General features: G+C 40.6%; 13 protein-coding genes. All 13 read right to left on the bottom strand.

The features are described from left to right. Nucleotides 1-18 precede the first annotated feature (18 nt). Nucleotides 19-1,101: an efflux RND transporter periplasmic adaptor subunit gene (locus LDL79_RS14445; RefSeq protein ID WP_167597312.1), complete on the bottom strand. Its 1,083-nt coding sequence runs from the start codon at nucleotides 1,099-1,101 to the stop codon at nucleotides 19-21. A gap of 152 nt (nucleotides 1,102-1,253) precedes the next feature. After that, nucleotides 1,254-1,625, bottom strand: a complete 372-nt coding sequence (locus tag LDL79_RS14440; protein ID WP_225598217.1) for a hypothetical protein — start codon at nucleotides 1,623-1,625, stop codon at nucleotides 1,254-1,256. 184 nt (nucleotides 1,626-1,809) lie between these two features. Further along, nucleotides 1,810-3,108, bottom strand: a complete 1,299-nt coding sequence (gene argH, locus LDL79_RS14435) for an argininosuccinate lyase (protein ID WP_225598216.1) — start codon at nucleotides 3,106-3,108, stop codon at nucleotides 1,810-1,812. 61 nt (nucleotides 3,109-3,169) lie between these two features. Further along, nucleotides 3,170-4,234 (bottom strand): M20 family metallo-hydrolase, encoded by a 1,065-nt coding sequence (locus LDL79_RS14430; protein ID WP_225598215.1) that lies wholly within the window; start codon nucleotides 4,232-4,234, stop codon nucleotides 3,170-3,172. Next, complete coding sequence (argB, locus tag LDL79_RS14425; RefSeq protein WP_225598214.1) at nucleotides 4,234-5,010, bottom strand: acetylglutamate kinase; 777 nt, start codon at nucleotides 5,008-5,010, stop codon at nucleotides 4,234-4,236. Before argB ends, LDL79_RS14430 begins: the two co-directional genes overlap by 1 nt. Before the next feature lie 9 nt (nucleotides 5,011-5,019). Further along, nucleotides 5,020-5,970: an N-acetylornithine carbamoyltransferase gene (locus tag LDL79_RS14420; RefSeq protein WP_225598213.1), complete on the bottom strand. Its 951-nt coding sequence runs from the start codon at nucleotides 5,968-5,970 to the stop codon at nucleotides 5,020-5,022. Nucleotides 5,971-6,029: 59 nt separating this feature from the next. Then, nucleotides 6,030-7,163, bottom strand: a complete 1,134-nt coding sequence (locus LDL79_RS14415) for an aspartate aminotransferase family protein (protein WP_225598212.1) — start codon at nucleotides 7,161-7,163, stop codon at nucleotides 6,030-6,032. After that, nucleotides 7,163-7,963 carry a pyrroline-5-carboxylate reductase gene (proC, locus tag LDL79_RS14410; RefSeq protein WP_225598211.1) on the bottom strand — a complete coding sequence of 267 codons (801 nt, stop codon included), beginning with the start codon at nucleotides 7,961-7,963 and terminating at the stop codon, nucleotides 7,163-7,165. The genes LDL79_RS14415 and proC overlap by 1 nt, the downstream gene beginning before the upstream one ends. Before the next feature lie 86 nt (nucleotides 7,964-8,049). Further along, complete coding sequence (gene argC, locus LDL79_RS14405; RefSeq protein WP_225598210.1) at nucleotides 8,050-9,027, bottom strand: N-acetyl-gamma-glutamyl-phosphate reductase; 978 nt, start codon at nucleotides 9,025-9,027, stop codon at nucleotides 8,050-8,052. Next, nucleotides 9,024-10,211: an argininosuccinate synthase gene (gene argG, locus LDL79_RS14400; RefSeq protein ID WP_225598209.1), complete on the bottom strand. Its 1,188-nt coding sequence runs from the start codon at nucleotides 10,209-10,211 to the stop codon at nucleotides 9,024-9,026. The genes argC and argG overlap by 4 nt, the downstream gene beginning before the upstream one ends. A gap of 47 nt (nucleotides 10,212-10,258) precedes the next feature. Beyond that, the gene (locus tag LDL79_RS14395; protein ID WP_225598208.1) at nucleotides 10,259-10,924 is read right to left on the bottom strand and encodes a GNAT family N-acetyltransferase; all 666 of its coding nucleotides are present in this window, start codon (nucleotides 10,922-10,924) and stop codon (nucleotides 10,259-10,261) included. A gap of 385 nt (nucleotides 10,925-11,309) precedes the next feature. Continuing rightward, the gene (locus tag LDL79_RS14390) at nucleotides 11,310-12,905 is read right to left on the bottom strand and encodes an NADP-dependent glyceraldehyde-3-phosphate dehydrogenase (RefSeq protein WP_225598207.1); all 1,596 of its coding nucleotides are present in this window, start codon (nucleotides 12,903-12,905) and stop codon (nucleotides 11,310-11,312) included. A gap of 93 nt (nucleotides 12,906-12,998) precedes the next feature. Next, nucleotides 12,999-14,306: a threonine ammonia-lyase IlvA gene (gene ilvA, locus LDL79_RS14385; RefSeq protein ID WP_225598206.1), complete on the bottom strand. Its 1,308-nt coding sequence runs from the start codon at nucleotides 14,304-14,306 to the stop codon at nucleotides 12,999-13,001. Between the last annotated feature and the right edge of the window lie 34 nt (nucleotides 14,307-14,340).

Here is a 14,340-nt window from a genome sequence, read left to right as displayed (position 1 = left end):
CTTTTTTAGAAGAAGCGCTTACTCAGCGTAAAGAGCTAATTCAGCCATCGCTTCACTAGGATCTTCTACTTCATATTCTACTTTATCATTCTCTCTTACCAATCGTAATCCTTCAAGAAGAATTTTATCATCGGTGCTCAGACCATCGCTCACAGCATACAAGTGCGGCATTTCTTCAGCGATGGTAATTTGTCTAGAGTGAACGACGCCTTCGTCATCAATCACATAGCAATACTTCTTGTCAAGAACTTCAAAAGTTGCTTTCTGTGGAATTAAAAGCGCATTTTCTAAAGGAATAGTAACGTGTACATTACCGGTTTCTCCGTGACGTAGTAGTGCGTCAGGGTTAGGGAAAGTAGCTCTAAAAGGAATATTACCCGTTTCGTTATTGAAGTCGGCTTCAATGGTTTCTACAATACCTTTGTGACCAAAGTATTTGTTGTTTGCCATAAGCAATTCAACTTCTGGTTTTGTAGCATCTTTCAGCGCAGCTTTATAATCAAGATATTCCGCTTCAGGAACATTGTAGTACACCCACATTATGTTGTTGTCAGAAAGATTGGTGAGCAATTCGCCCTCATCTACGAGACTACCTAAGCGCACGTGAAAGCGGTCAACGATCCCGTCAAATGGTGCTCGTATCTGAGTAAATTCAAGATGTACTTGCGATAGTGCAAGCTCTGCATTGGCCTTTTCTAACTTGGCTTTAGCCATAGCCAGTTCGTTAGGCGCAACCACATTGCTATCGGCGAGTTTTTTAGTGTTTTGGTATTCAATATTGGCAAATTGTGCTTCGGCTTTTGCCTTTTGCATTTCTGCTTCATAGAGCTTCGGCATAATTTGAAAAAGAAGCTGTCCTTTTTTTACGGCTTGACCTTCGTCAACAAATATTTTCTGAAGATACCCGCGCTCCTGAGCACGTAATTCAATATGACGGCTTGAGTGAATCTGGGCAACGTAATCTTTTGTAATTACAGTATCCTTTCGCATAGGATTAGTAACATAAAAGGTAGTTTCTTCTTCCTTTTCGTGGTGTTCTGACTTGCAGCTTACGTGGAACAACATAGTCCCCAAGCCCAACATCATGAGAATCTTTTTCATGTGATGTGAATTTTACTTTAAAAAATTAAATGGATTTAAAAGCTTTTCCCGAACGGAGAAAACATAGGAATGTCTCGGCTTCTTGGCTAAGTGTGAGGCACCAAAAAACTGAAACAGATTTAGCCCAAACAATGTGGGCTTAAAAGTTTAAATCAAAGTCTAAATACCTGGAATAAAAGGTATGGCTTTACTGAAGCGCTTAAAGAAGAACGCGCCTTAGTTTTTAAATGTTTGTATTTAAAGTAAAAACATCTTGGAACAGATGTCTGTGTAGCGAGGGTTGCGGTTGCAAGGCTTTGGCTTGCTTTAGAAATTGAACGATCGCTTTCTTCAATTTCAAATTCTGCGATTCTTAATTCTAAGTTTTGACTGTGAACCACGTCAAAATGTGGTTGATTCAAGTCATTGTTGTAGGTTTCTTCAAAAGCATTGGATTGCATTGCCGAATCAGCCGGCAGGTAAGAACTACCTGAAAGCTGCACAAAGCCAGCAAGGAATACAATAAATGAAAAAAGAAACTTCATAAGTCCTTTGAATTAAGACGAGACAAAATTAACAGAAGACTTAGCAAACCACCAAAAATTGTAAACGAAAAGTTTTAAGAAAAATCATTTTCTTAGCATTTAATCAAAACTTAAAGTGATCTCATAAAAAAAGTGGCATAAAAATAACTTTATGCCACTTTTTAGCTTAAAAGCTTACGCTATGCTATTTGATATCTAAGGCTGTGGAAACTTTGCGCATTTTAGCCTTGATTTCGGCAAATCCCGGATTATGAATGCTCCCTATGTGGGTATGATTTTTTCCGGCTTCCGGCTTGTACGTCCCATCTTGTACCTGCCCTCCTATTTGTTGATAAGCCTCTCTAAACGATTTACCTTCTACTACCAGATCGTTAATGCTATCAACAGTAAACAGGTATTTATACTTCTCATCGTTCAGGTCAATTTCTTTAACGATCACCTGACCAATCGCATAATCAAAGATCTCTAAAATATCCTTGATGGTCTCAACCGCGCTTATTGTATTTTCTTTCAACAACTGATAATCTCTATGATACCCGCTGGGCAAATTATTAGTGATTAAGACCATTTCGGTACTTAAGGATTGAATCTTATTACACTTCCCTCGAATCAACTCAAAAACATCAGGATTCTTTTTATGCGGCATAATACTGCTTCCCGTAGTCAGATGCTCCGGGAAACTCACAAAGCCAAAATTCTGGCTCATATACAGGCACACATCCATCGCCAAACGAGACAGTGTGTTGGCTAAACTTCCTAAGGTCGAAGCCAGTGTACGCTCGCTTTTACCGCGCGCCATTTGCGCTGCAACCACGTTATATTTCATTGTGGCAAAACCCAATTCTTTGGTCGTCATCTGGCGATCTATAGGAAACGAACTTCCGTAACCTGCCGCAGAACCCAGTGGGTTTTGGTCAACAATATCCTGAGTCGCATTGATCAATATTACATCGTCGATCAATAATTCGGCATACGCTGAAAACCAAAGTCCAAAACTGCTAGGCATTGCGACCTGTAAATGCGTATAACCCGGCAACAACTTATCTTTATGCGTTTCACCAAGATTCATTAAGGTTTCAAATAAAGAAACCGTGCGTGCTTTAATTTGCTGCAATTGTTCTTTGTAATACAACTGAAGCGCCACCAAAACCTGATCGTTACGCGAGCGTGCCGTGTGTACTTTTTTCCCGGTATCGCCAAGAATAAGGGTTAATTCTGCCTCTAGTTTAGAATGAATGTCTTCATATTCGGGTTCTATAAAGAAGTCCGGATTTTGTGTATGCGCTTCTAAAATATCAAGCTGCGGAAGCAAACTTTTCAATTCCTCATCGGTGAGAATGCCTATTTTGTTCAGCATTTTTACATGTGCGCGTGTTGCTTGCACATCATATTTTGCAATATGCACATCGATCTCACGGTCATTACCCACCGTAAAGTCGATGATCTTGGTATCTATATCGGCACCTTTGTCCCAAAGTTTCATATTTCGTGTGTTTTCATTCCCTAGAAATAGGGAATCTAATTATTCCGCGAAGGCGGAAATCTTAAAGTATACTTTCCAGCAAATCTATATAAATTTCGATTCCTTCTTCGATTTCATTTACATAGATAAATTCGTTAGCACTGTGCGAGCGCGTACTGTCTCCGGGACCCAATTTAAGCGAAGGACAACTCAACACCGCCTGATCACTAAGTGTTGGCGAACCGTAAGTGCTTCTTCCTAGCGCAATGCCGGCTTTAACCAAATCGTGATCTACAGGAATTGAAGAAGAATTCAATCGCAAACTACGCGGAATGATCTCGTCGCACGGCGCTTTTTGCTGAAGTAAATCGGCTATTTCCTTATTGGAATACGCATCATTCACGCGCACGTCAACAACCAATTCCACATCAGCCGGAACCGCATTATGCTGCTTCCCTCCTTTGATCTGTGTAACGGTCATTTTTACATCGCCCAACGCATCTGAAGATTTTTCAAATTTGAAATTCTTAAACCATTCTAAAACTTCAATACAATTGTAAATCGCGTTGTTATCGTTAGGATGCGCTGCGTGGGAAGGCGTTCCTTTCACTTTGGCGTCAAACACCACAAGACCTTTTTCAGCAACTGCGAGATTCATTAAGGTAGGTTCACCCACGATTGCAACATCAACCGGCGGAATCACCTTAAGCATACTATTCAAACCATTGGGACCACTGCTTTCTTCTTCACCACTGGCCACAATAACCAAATTGTATTTTGGATTTTCCTGCGCGTAGAAATAAGTGAAGGTTGCGATTAACGAAACTAAACATCCGCCTGCATCATTACTCCCTAAACCATACAATTTACCATCTTCTATATCGGGACTGTACGGATCGCGTGTATACCCATTATTAGGCTGCACCGTGTCGTGATGGCTGTTAAGCAGCAATGTAGTTTTGCCTTCTTGAAAGTCTTTATTGGTTGCCCAGATATTATTGGCCTGCCTTTTAAAAGGAATATCGTGCGCATTAAACCAAGCTTCAATTATCGCAGCGGTACCTTCTTCTTCGGAAGAAAAAGATTGGGTTGCGATCAATTTTTTAAGTAGCTCAATGGCTTCCTGTGTAAGTTGATCTCTATTCATTACAGTCTTAAAGTTGTAAAATTAGCATCTTTATGGTGTAGCATTTCGGGCTTTCCTAAACGTACTTGCTGCACACCACCTTTTAAAGCGTAAAAACAGTTTTCCATCTTCGGAAGCATTCCGTCTGCTATAATTTTTTCTTCTAACAATTCAGCATATTTCGCTGAATCGATATCTTTTACTACTGAAGTATCGTCGTTAATATCGAGTAAAACACCGTTCTTTTCGAAGCAATAATTCAACGTAACTTCATAGTTTGCTGAAAGTCCGCGTGCCAATTCACACGCGATCGTATCTGCATTGGTATTGAATAATTGCCCGTTTCCGTCGTGTGTTATCGCACAAAATGCCGGAGTAACACCAATACTCAAAAGCTTATCGATCATCTCTGAATCTACCGCTACCACGTCACCCACAAAACCAAAATCGATTTCCTTGACAGGTCTTTTTACAGACAAGATCGTATTCCCGTCTGCTCCCGAAAATCCTATCGCATTACAGTTTCTGGCTTGCAAACCGGCGACAATGCTTTTATTCACTTTTCCGCCGTAAACCATTGTGATCACTTCAACCGTTTCCGCATCGGTAATTCTACGACCATTCACCATATTCACCGGAATTGCCAATCGTTCAGCCAGCTGACTCGCTAGCTTTCCGCCACCGTGCACTAAAATCTTCGGCTCCGGAAGCGCTGCAAAAGCATCTAAAAAAGATTGAAGATCTTCTTCTTTCTCAATAATGTTTCCGCCTACTTTGACGATGTTTAGCTTTTTCATTTTCGGCTTTTAATTCAGGTTTTCCAATATCTTCTTCAAAACCACCTGCGCAGAAAACGTACGGTTGTTTGCCTGCTCGATCACTACAGATTGTGTTCCGTCTAAAACTTCGTCTGCAACGATCACATTGCGACGTACCGGCAAACAATGCATAAATTTGGCATCACCCAGTTTTTCATCGGTGATCGTCCAACTGCTGTGCGAATCTACAGTTGCTAAAACTTTACCGTAATCCTCATAATTACTCCAGTTTTTGACATAAACAAAATCTGCATCTTTTAAGGCCTCATCCTGATCATAAACCACAGGAGTATCCTTCATCGTAGCATCGCTCAGTTCATAACCTTTAGGATGCGTAACGGTAAGTTCTACATCCATTTTTTGCATCATCCCGATAAAGGAATTAGCCACCGCATGTGGTAATGCTTTAGGGTGTGGCGCCCAGCTCAGTACCACTTTTGGCTTTTTCTTTTGAGAAAGTTCTGTGATCGTAATAGCATCTGCCAAAGCTTGTAACGGGTGTGCCGTTGCACTTTCCATATTTACCACCGGTACTGTGGCGTATTTTACAAAATTAGAGATCACGTATTCTGACTCGTCTTTGGCTTTATCAGTCAAGGTTGGGAAAGCACGTACCGCAATCACATCTCCGTATTGCGAGATCACTTTTGCCGCTTCTTTCACATGCTCAGAGGTGTCTGCATTCATCACAGTACCGTCTTCAAATTCTAACTTCCAAGCGTCGCTGTTAAAGTTCATCACCGTAACATCCATTCCTAAATTGCTTGCTGCTTTTTCTGTACTTAGACGCGTGCGCAAACTCGAGTTGAAAAACAGCATCACCAAGCGCTTGCGCTTTCCTAAATGTTCATATGCATATGGATTTGCTTTTAACGCGCGTGCTTCGGCGATTAATTCCTGTAGATCTGTAATGTCGTCTAAACCGGTGTATTTTTTCATTAGTTGATTCCTGTCAAGGTGTTAGTTAGCAGCCGAAATCTCTGCTAGATTTATGTTTATTATAAGTTGTTTAATTCTATTTTAAGCGCTTCAAAAAACTGATCGATATGCTCGTTCTGAACCGTCAATGGTGGAAGAATACGTATCAAGTTTTTGTTTTTTGCACTTCCTGTAAAAATATGCTGATCGTAAATCAGCTTTTTGCGTAAGGCTGCCGTATCAAAATCAAATTCGATTCCCAGCATCAAACCGCGCCCTTTTACCGCTTTGATCTGCGGAATTTCAGTAGTTTTTGCTTTAAAATGATCTGAAACGCGTAACGCGTGCGCCATCAAATCTTCTTCTTCTAAAACTTCAAGAACAGTCAAGGCTGCGGTACACGCTAAGTGATTTCCACCAAAGGTGGTTCCCAGCATTCCGTATTCTGCTTTGATCGAAGGGTGAATTAGAATTCCTCCAACCGGAAATCCGTTCCCCATTCCTTTAGCCATTGAGATCAATTCAGGCTCTACGTTGTATTCTTGAAAAGCAAAGAATTTGCCGGTACGACCAAAACCTGCCTGAACTTCGTCTGCAATAAGGCAGGTTCCGGTTTCCTTGCATAGTTTATCAACGCCTTCATAAAATTCAGCAGTGCTGATATCTAAACCACCAACACCTTGAATAAACTCCACGATTACCGCACAAACATCACCTTTTGCTAAAACTGCAGCTAAAGCGTCCAAATCTCCTAAGGGTAAAAATTCAACTTCTTGCTGTGCGTTAATTGGTGCGACAATCTTAGGATTATCGGTCGCGGCTACGGCTGCAGAAGTTCTTCCGTGGAAACTGTTATGAAAAGCGACTACTTTTTTTCTTCCGGTGACGAAAGATGCCATTTTCAACGCATTCTCATTAGCCTCAGCCCCACTGCTACACATAAACAATTGATAGCCGGGACAATTAGCCTGAAGCGGTAATTTTTCGCCTAAAGCTTCCTGTAATGGGTTTTTAACCGCATTGCTATAAAAGCCGATATCGCCCAATTGCTTGGTAAGATTTTCAACATATTTAGGATGTGCGTGACCTATGGAGATCACCGCGTGACCACCATATAAATCTAAATATTTAGTAGGTGCAGCATCATAAACCCAGACATCCTGAGCTTTAATGGGTGTCACATCATAAAGTGGATAAACATCAAATAAACTCATTATTTCTGGTCTGTTTTTATAACATTAATTTTATTGAAAGATGCAACCATCCCTTGAATCAACGACGAACTCAAGCCTTTGTGCTCCATCTCGTTCAAGCCTTCTATGGTACAACCTTTTGGCGTGGTTACACGATCGATCTCTTCTTCTGGATGGTTTCCGGAATCGATCAATAATTTGGAAGCACCGTTACAGGTGTGCATCGCTAATTCTTGTGCTTCTTTAGCATCAAAACCTAACTGAATCGCTGCCTGTGTTGTTGCGCGAATTAAGCGCATCCAGAATGCGATTCCGCTGGCGCAAACTACCGTTGCTGCTTGCATTTGCTTTTCAGGAATGATCAAGCTGTTCCCTAATCTATTGAAAATAGCTTCGGCGATCTTAATGCGCTTCATTCCTTTCTCGTTACTTGCCAAGCACGTCATCGATGCACCCACAGCAATCGCTGTATTCGGCATCGCGCGTATGATGAATTGGTCTGTACCCACAATATCTTCTATCTGCGAAATTTGATAACCCGTAATGGTGGAGATCAACACGTGCTTATCAGTCAATTCATTTTTGATATCGTGTAAAATATTTGCCAGTTGTGCGGGTTGCACTGCAAAAATCAAAATATCAGATTTTTGAACCGCCTCCACGTTATCTGAAGTCACAAACACATTTTTATATTCGGCGTACGACTCAATTCCCGCAGGATTACGACGCGTCATATATAACGAGGTGATCGCATTATTGGTAATCAAACCCTTAGCTATAGAAAGCCCTAGATTACCTGTACCTATGATTGCTATTTTCATAATTAATTAGTTTTTTCATTTCCGCCCTTCGACTATCGCTCAGGATAAACTTCAGGCGGAAATCTTTTAAATGCCTCTCTAAAGGCTTAGAAATAACTTCCTTTTAAATTCAAGCCTTCAGTTTGTGGTAGGCCGAAAATCAAGTTCATATTCTCTACCGCCTGTCCTGAAGCTCCTTTTAAAAGGTTATCAATACAACTGGTGATCAATAATTGATTTTCATGCTTGTGCAGGTGAATCAAACATTTATTGGTGTTCACCACCTGCTTCATATGAATATCCGAATCGGAAACAAAGGTAAATGGCGCTTCTGCATAAAAATCGGTATAGATTTTTTTAATAGCTTCCAGATCACCTTCAAATTTGGTGTACGCAGTTGCGAAAATTCCACGAGAGAAATTCCCTCGATTTGGAAGAAAGAAAATCTCCTTATCAAATCCGCTTTGCAAACTTTTAACCGACTGATTAATCTCACCCATATGTTGATGGGTAAACGGCTTGTAATATGAGAAGTTATTATCTCTCCAAGTGTAATGCGTCGTTGCCGAAAGTGACGTTCCCGCTCCGGTAGCCCCGGTAACCGCATTGATATGAATGTCTGAAGTTATATTTTTTGAATCTGCTAACGGAAGTAATGCCAACTGGATCGCAGTTGCAAAACATCCCGGATTGGCAATAGAACCCGCTTGTTTGATTTCGTCTTTATTCAGCTCCGGAAGGCCATAAATGAATTCTCTTCCTTGAAACTCAGCGTCTGGTTTTAGCCTAAAATCATTACTTAAATCAATAATGATGGTTTCTTCAGAAAACACATTTTTATCTAAAAATGCAGTTGAATTTCCGTGTCCTAAACACAAGAAAACCACATCAACATTAAAATCAACCGTATCAGCAAAACGAATATCAGTACTTCCTAAAAGGTCCTGATGCACATCGCTCAAAAGATTTCCGGCATTTGAAGTACTGAAAACAAAACTTAGATCAACATACTTATGATTCAGTAAAATTCTGATCAACTCTCCTGCCGTATAACCGGCACCGCCAATTATTCCTGCTTTGATCATGAGTCTCCGTTTACGTGGTTGTAAATCTTGTTTTGGTTCCCGGTGATTTTGATAAAGCCTTTAGCATCATCTGCCGTCCAGCCTTTATTCATCTCACCATACGCACCAAACGAAGCATTCATCAAGTCGTGATCAGACTTTATTCCTTCTAATGTGAATCGATATGGTTGAAGCGTCACATACACTTCACCTGAAACATTCTTTTGACTATCGGTTAAAAATGCTTCCAAGTTGCGCATAGCGGGATCAAGATATTGTCCCTCGTGCAGGTGCATTCCATAGAAATTAGATAAATAATCTTTGTGCTGCATTTGCCATTTTGTAAGCGTGTGCTTCTCTAACAAATGATGCGCTTTTAAAATAATCACAGGTGCAGCAGCTTCAAAACCTACACGACCTTTGATCCCGATAATCGTATCACCCACGTGAATATCGCGACCGATACCAAACGGAGCCGCAAGTTTTTGTAAAGCTTCGATATTCTCTACAGGAGATCCAGATTGACCATTTACAGCGGTGAGTTCGCCCTTCTCAAAAGTCAAGGTTACTTTTTCTGCTTCAGACTTTTCTACCTGAGAAGGAAAAGCCGACTCCGGCAAACCTTGGTGTGAAGTCAAAGTTTCACTTCCGCCAACAGAAGTCCCCCATAATCCACGGTTTATTGAATACTGTGCTTTTTCCCAAGACATCTCAACCCCGTGACTTTTTAAATAATCGATCTCCTCCTGACGCGACAGTTTTAAATCTCTAATTGGTGTGATGATCTCGATCTCAGGTGCCAAAGTTTGAAAGATCATATCAAAACGCACCTGATCGTTTCCTGCACCAGTGCTTCCGTGAGCTACGTATTCTGCACCAATAGATTTTGCATAATTGATGATCTCAACCGCCTGAATGATACGTTCTGCACTTACCGAAAGCGGATAGGTATTGTTTTTCAAAACATTTCCATAGATCAAATACTTAACTACTTTGTCATAAAAGCGGTCTACTGCTTGTACATTTTTGTAGGATTTTGCCCCGATCTTTAAGGCTTTAGATTCGATTTCGTCAATCTCTTCTTGCGTAAAACCACCGGTATTAATGCTTACCGCGTGAACTTCAAATCCTTTTTCTTCTGAAAGGTATTTTGCACAATAACTGGTATCTAATCCGCCGCTGTAGGCGAGAACTAATTTTTTCATTTTATTTTATTTATTCTGAAAACGCTCGGTAAGTGAGCTTAAGGTTTTTATTCGTCTTTTTTTTTATCTTTTTTCAAAAACAAGTGTTCTTTGATGCTTTTTAAGCGGGTAAATGCTTTAGGATTTACCTCCTCTTTCTCACGAACTCGTTGATTGATTTTCTCTTCAATTTCCTGCTTTTTCTTTTCTTCTTTTTCAGGATCATAAAGCATTCCTGTGCACAAACACATTTTTTGCTCAGTACGTTGAAGAATGTCGTAGTTTCTGCAGGTTTGACAACCTTTCCAAAAGGTAGGATCGTCTGTAAGTTCTGAGAAGGTCACAGGGCGATATCCTAAGTCTGAATTGATCTTCATCACGGCAAGACCGGTAGTGATCCCAAATACTTTAGCATCAGGATATTTAGCTCTGGAGTGATTAAAGATCGCTTCTTTGATCTGGCGCGCGAGTCCGCTGCCTCTATAATCCGGATGTACTATAAGTCCTGAATTAGCAACAAACTTACCGTGGCCCCAAGCCTCGATGTAGCAAAAGCCGGCAAATTTCTCACCGTCAAGGGCGATCACTGCATTACCGTTTTCCATCTTGGTAATGACATATTCAGGTGTACGTTTGGCGATTCCGGTGCCGCGTACTTTTGCAGATTCTGCGATGGTGTCGCAAATATATTGTGCATATCCCGCATGGGATTTGTTAGCAATAATAATTTCCATATTCAATTGAATTGGAAGTTAGAAAAAAGTGAAATTGTAATTTGAATCGAAAGTTGGAACCGGACTCACCTAAGTTCCCTAAAAATATGCACCCACTAGGGGCGGCGGCGCTCACGGCGGCGTACAGGAATATAAACCAATGTAGTGTTGGTTCTGTTAACTGGGTATAAAGAATTAAGCAACGCATTTACTGCTTGCTTTAGTTCTGTTATATGTCTTTTTATTCCCTTCATTGTTGATGCTAAAATACAAAGTAGATTTAAATGAACCTCCAGATTTTACTAGAAATATCAAATAAATCTACTTTTTTAAATATTCTTCAGTTTTCAATACAAAAAGCACTTTTCACTGATTGATTCATAATAAACCAAATCATTTTTGAATGTTACAGCAAGTAATCTGTACTTACAAAGTTTGATTTTTTGGTATCCAACAGCTCATTAAGGATCGCATTGTTGTATGCATTGTCTTTAGAAGCCACAAAGGTACGTATGGAGAACGAACGCAAGGCATCGTGTACGCTTAATGTACTCACCGCTGAATCCTTTCTACCTGTAAACGGATAAACATCTGGACCGCGCTGACACGAACTGTTTAAATTCACACGACATACTAAATTAACCAAGGTGTCTATCAAGGGAGCAAGTGCTTTTACATCTTTACCGAAAAGACTTACTTGCTGTCCGTAATTCGATTCAGCCATATCATCTAAAGGTTCGTCGATGTGTTTAAACGTCAACACCGGAACTACAGGGCCAAATTGTTCTTCTTTGTAAACCTCCATTTCTTTAGTCACCGGAAACAATACTGCCGGCCAAATAAAGTTTTCTGAGCGCTCCCCGCCTTTTGCGTTGATCACTTTTGCGCCTTTGGCTTTAGCATCATCAATCAACTGCTGAATATAATCTGGTTTTGAAGGTTCAGGGAGCGGCGTGAGCTTCACATCATCTTCCCAAGGCAAACCAAATTTTAAAGCATCAACAGCCTCAGCATACTTTCTATTGAAGGTTTCTGCGATATTTTCATGCACATAGATCACTTTCAACGCTGTACAGCGCTGGCCGTTAAAAGATAGTGTTCCGGCGATGCATTCTGCAACTGCAAGATCTAGATCAGCATCCGGTAAAATTATTGCGGGATTTTTTGCTTCGAGACCTAAAACTAAGCGTAAACGGTTTTGTTTTGGGTGCAATGCCTGAAGCGAATTGGCAGAAGAACTATGACCAATCAAGGCTAAAACATCCACCTTTCCGGTTTTCATAATTGGTGTTGCCACGGCTCTACCTCTACCAAAAAGAATGTTCACCACTCCGGCAGGGAAACTTTCTTGAAAAGCCTCTAGCAACGGCGTAATTAATAGAACGCCGTGCTTAGCCGGTTTAAAAACTGCCGTATTCCCCATTATCAATGCCGGAATCAGCAAACAAAACGTCTCGTTAAGCGGATAGTTATAAGGCCCCAAGCAAAGTACAACGCCTAAAGGACCTCGTCTAATATGCGCGTGAATACCACCTTCTTTATAGAATTTAGCACTCTCACGATCCATATTCTTATAATCTTCGATAGTATCTAGAATATACTCTACCGTGCGATCAAACTCCTTTTGCGAATCTGGATAATTTTTACCAATCTCCCACATCAGCAGTTTTACAATGAGTTCCCGTTTTTCTTTCATTTTTGTAACGAAAGTTTCCATACACTTAATACGGTCGGCAACTTTCATTGTGGGCCACAAGCCCTGACCGCGATCATAGGCTTTGTGCGCAGCATCAACTGCTGCAATAGCTTCAGATTCGCCCAAAGAAGGAATAGAGCCCAAACGAGTTGGCTGACGCTCTCCATCTTTTTCTGTATGAATGCTTGAGAAAACATCTGCTACTTCACCATTCCAATTGTGCATTTTCCCGTCAATTAGATAGGTGCGCTGCTCAATAGAGTCAACTTTAAACTGATCTGGAATATCTGTGGGTAATTGTATCATAGGTTGATTAGATTTTGACAAAATGAATTGACTTTAAGACTGCTATATTGAAAATATACAACTTAAAGAGCTAAGCGGTAGGTTATTAAATCTTTAAATCAGGAATTCAAATAAGTCTGGTTTATCATTGAGATATTCTCCGAAGAAATTTCTACTCTTCATTCGGGCTATTAACGGGTCAAGATCCTTACGGTCTTTCAGTTCAATACCTACCACTGCAGGGCCATCTTCACGAGATGTTTTCTTCTTATATTCAAAAAAGGTAATGTCGTCTTCCGGACCTAGGATTTCATTTAAGAACTCACGCAATGCACCGGCTCGCTGCGGGAATCTAATGATGAAATAGTGTTTTAACCCTCGATACAAAAGAGCACGTTCTTTAATTTCCGCAGTACGCGTAATATCGTTGTTGCTTCCACTTACAATACATACTACATTTTTCCCTTTGATCTCATCAGCAAACTGATCTAGCACCGATAAGGTTAAAGCCCCAGCAGGTTCAACTACAATTGCTTCTTTATTATAAAGATCAAGTATAGTCTGGCAAACCTTCCCTTCAGGAACAGTTACCATTTTCTCTAAATATTCTTTACAGATAGCAAAGGTGCGATCACCTACGCGCTGTACAGCAGCACCGTCAACAAACTTTTCGATCAGCGAAAGTGTCGTATTTTCTTTATTGAATATCGAAGTGCTCATTGAAGGAGCACCTTCGGGCTCTACCCCTATTACTTTAGTATTAGGCGAAAGCAAATGAAATACCGTACTCAACCCGGAAGCTAAACCACCACCACCTACAGGAACAAAAACATAGTCTATCTCTTCTTTGCTCTGCTCAATAATCTCCAAACCTACAGTAGCCTGACCTTCAATAATTTTTTCATCATCAAAAGGGTGTACAAAAATTTTACCCAGCGCATCACATTCAATTTTTGAAGCTTTGTACGCATCATCAAACGTGTCTCCGGTAAGCACAATTTTGGCATATTCACCTCCAAACATTTCTACCTGCTCGATCTTTTGCTTAGGCGTAGGTGACGGCATAAAAATTGTACCGTTGATCTTCAGCTTGGCACAAGCGAATGCTACACCCTGCGCGTGATTTCCTGCACTGGCACAAACGATTCCTTTAGCGCGCTCTTCAGCGCTAAGCGAATTGATTTTGTTAAATGCACCTCGGATTTTATACGATCTTACCTGTTGCAAATCTTCACGCTTCAACATAACATTGGCGTCAAACTTGCGCGAATAGTTTAAACTCGGCATTAAAGGAGTCAACGCAGCAACACCTTCCAAGGTTTTTGCTGCTTCCTTTATTTGCTCTAGATCAGGAAAAAATGTGGTTTTTAAATCGCCCAAAATAAAAGTATTAGTATTAAGTAAGCCTGTCTCAAAATGCATTGTGACAGGCTTATTTTAATTCAGTTAAGAAATT

This window comes from Leeuwenhoekiella palythoae (genome assembly GCF_020310025.1).
GTDB classification, from domain to species: domain Bacteria; phylum Bacteroidota; class Bacteroidia; order Flavobacteriales; family Flavobacteriaceae; genus Leeuwenhoekiella; species Leeuwenhoekiella palythoae.
The sequence above is the reverse complement of the archived record's forward strand: the minus strand, read 5'-3'. Positions and strand labels throughout refer to the sequence as shown.

Bases quoted from the DNA above. Each gene is read 5' to 3' on its own strand.
- LDL79_RS14445 (WP_167597312.1), bottom strand. From the start codon at position 1,101: ATGAAAAAGATTCTCATGATGTTGGGCTTGGGGACTATGTTGTTCCAC.
- LDL79_RS14440 (WP_225598217.1), bottom strand. From the start codon at position 1,625: ATGAAGTTTCTTTTTTCATTTATTGTATTCCTTGCTGGCTTTGTGCAG.
- argH (WP_225598216.1), bottom strand. From the start codon at position 3,108: ATGAAACTTTGGGACAAAGGTGCCGATATAGATACCAAGATCATCGAC.
- LDL79_RS14430 (WP_225598215.1), bottom strand. From the start codon at position 4,234: ATGAATAGAGATCAACTTACACAGGAAGCCATTGAGCTACTTAAAAAA.
- argB (WP_225598214.1), bottom strand. From the start codon at position 5,010: ATGAAAAAGCTAAACATCGTCAAAGTAGGCGGAAACATTATTGAGAAA.
- LDL79_RS14420 (WP_225598213.1), bottom strand. From the start codon at position 5,970: ATGAAAAAATACACCGGTTTAGACGACATTACAGATCTACAGGAATTA.
- LDL79_RS14415 (WP_225598212.1), bottom strand. From the start codon at position 7,163: ATGAGTTTATTTGATGTTTATCCACTTTATGATGTGACACCCATTAAA.
- proC (WP_225598211.1), bottom strand. From the start codon at position 7,963: ATGAAAATAGCAATCATAGGTACAGGTAATCTAGGGCTTTCTATAGCT.
- argC (WP_225598210.1), bottom strand. From the start codon at position 9,027: ATGATCAAAGCAGGAATAATTGGCGGTGCCGGTTATACGGCAGGAGAG.
- argG (WP_225598209.1), bottom strand. From the start codon at position 10,211: ATGAAAAAATTAGTTCTCGCCTACAGCGGCGGATTAGATACCAGTTAT.
- LDL79_RS14395 (WP_225598208.1), bottom strand. From the start codon at position 10,924: ATGGAAATTATTATTGCTAACAAATCCCATGCGGGATATGCACAATAT.
- LDL79_RS14390 (WP_225598207.1), bottom strand. From the start codon at position 12,905: ATGATACAATTACCCACAGATATTCCAGATCAGTTTAAAGTTGACTCT.
- ilvA (WP_225598206.1), bottom strand. From the start codon at position 14,306: ATGCATTTTGAGACAGGCTTACTTAATACTAATACTTTTATTTTGGGC.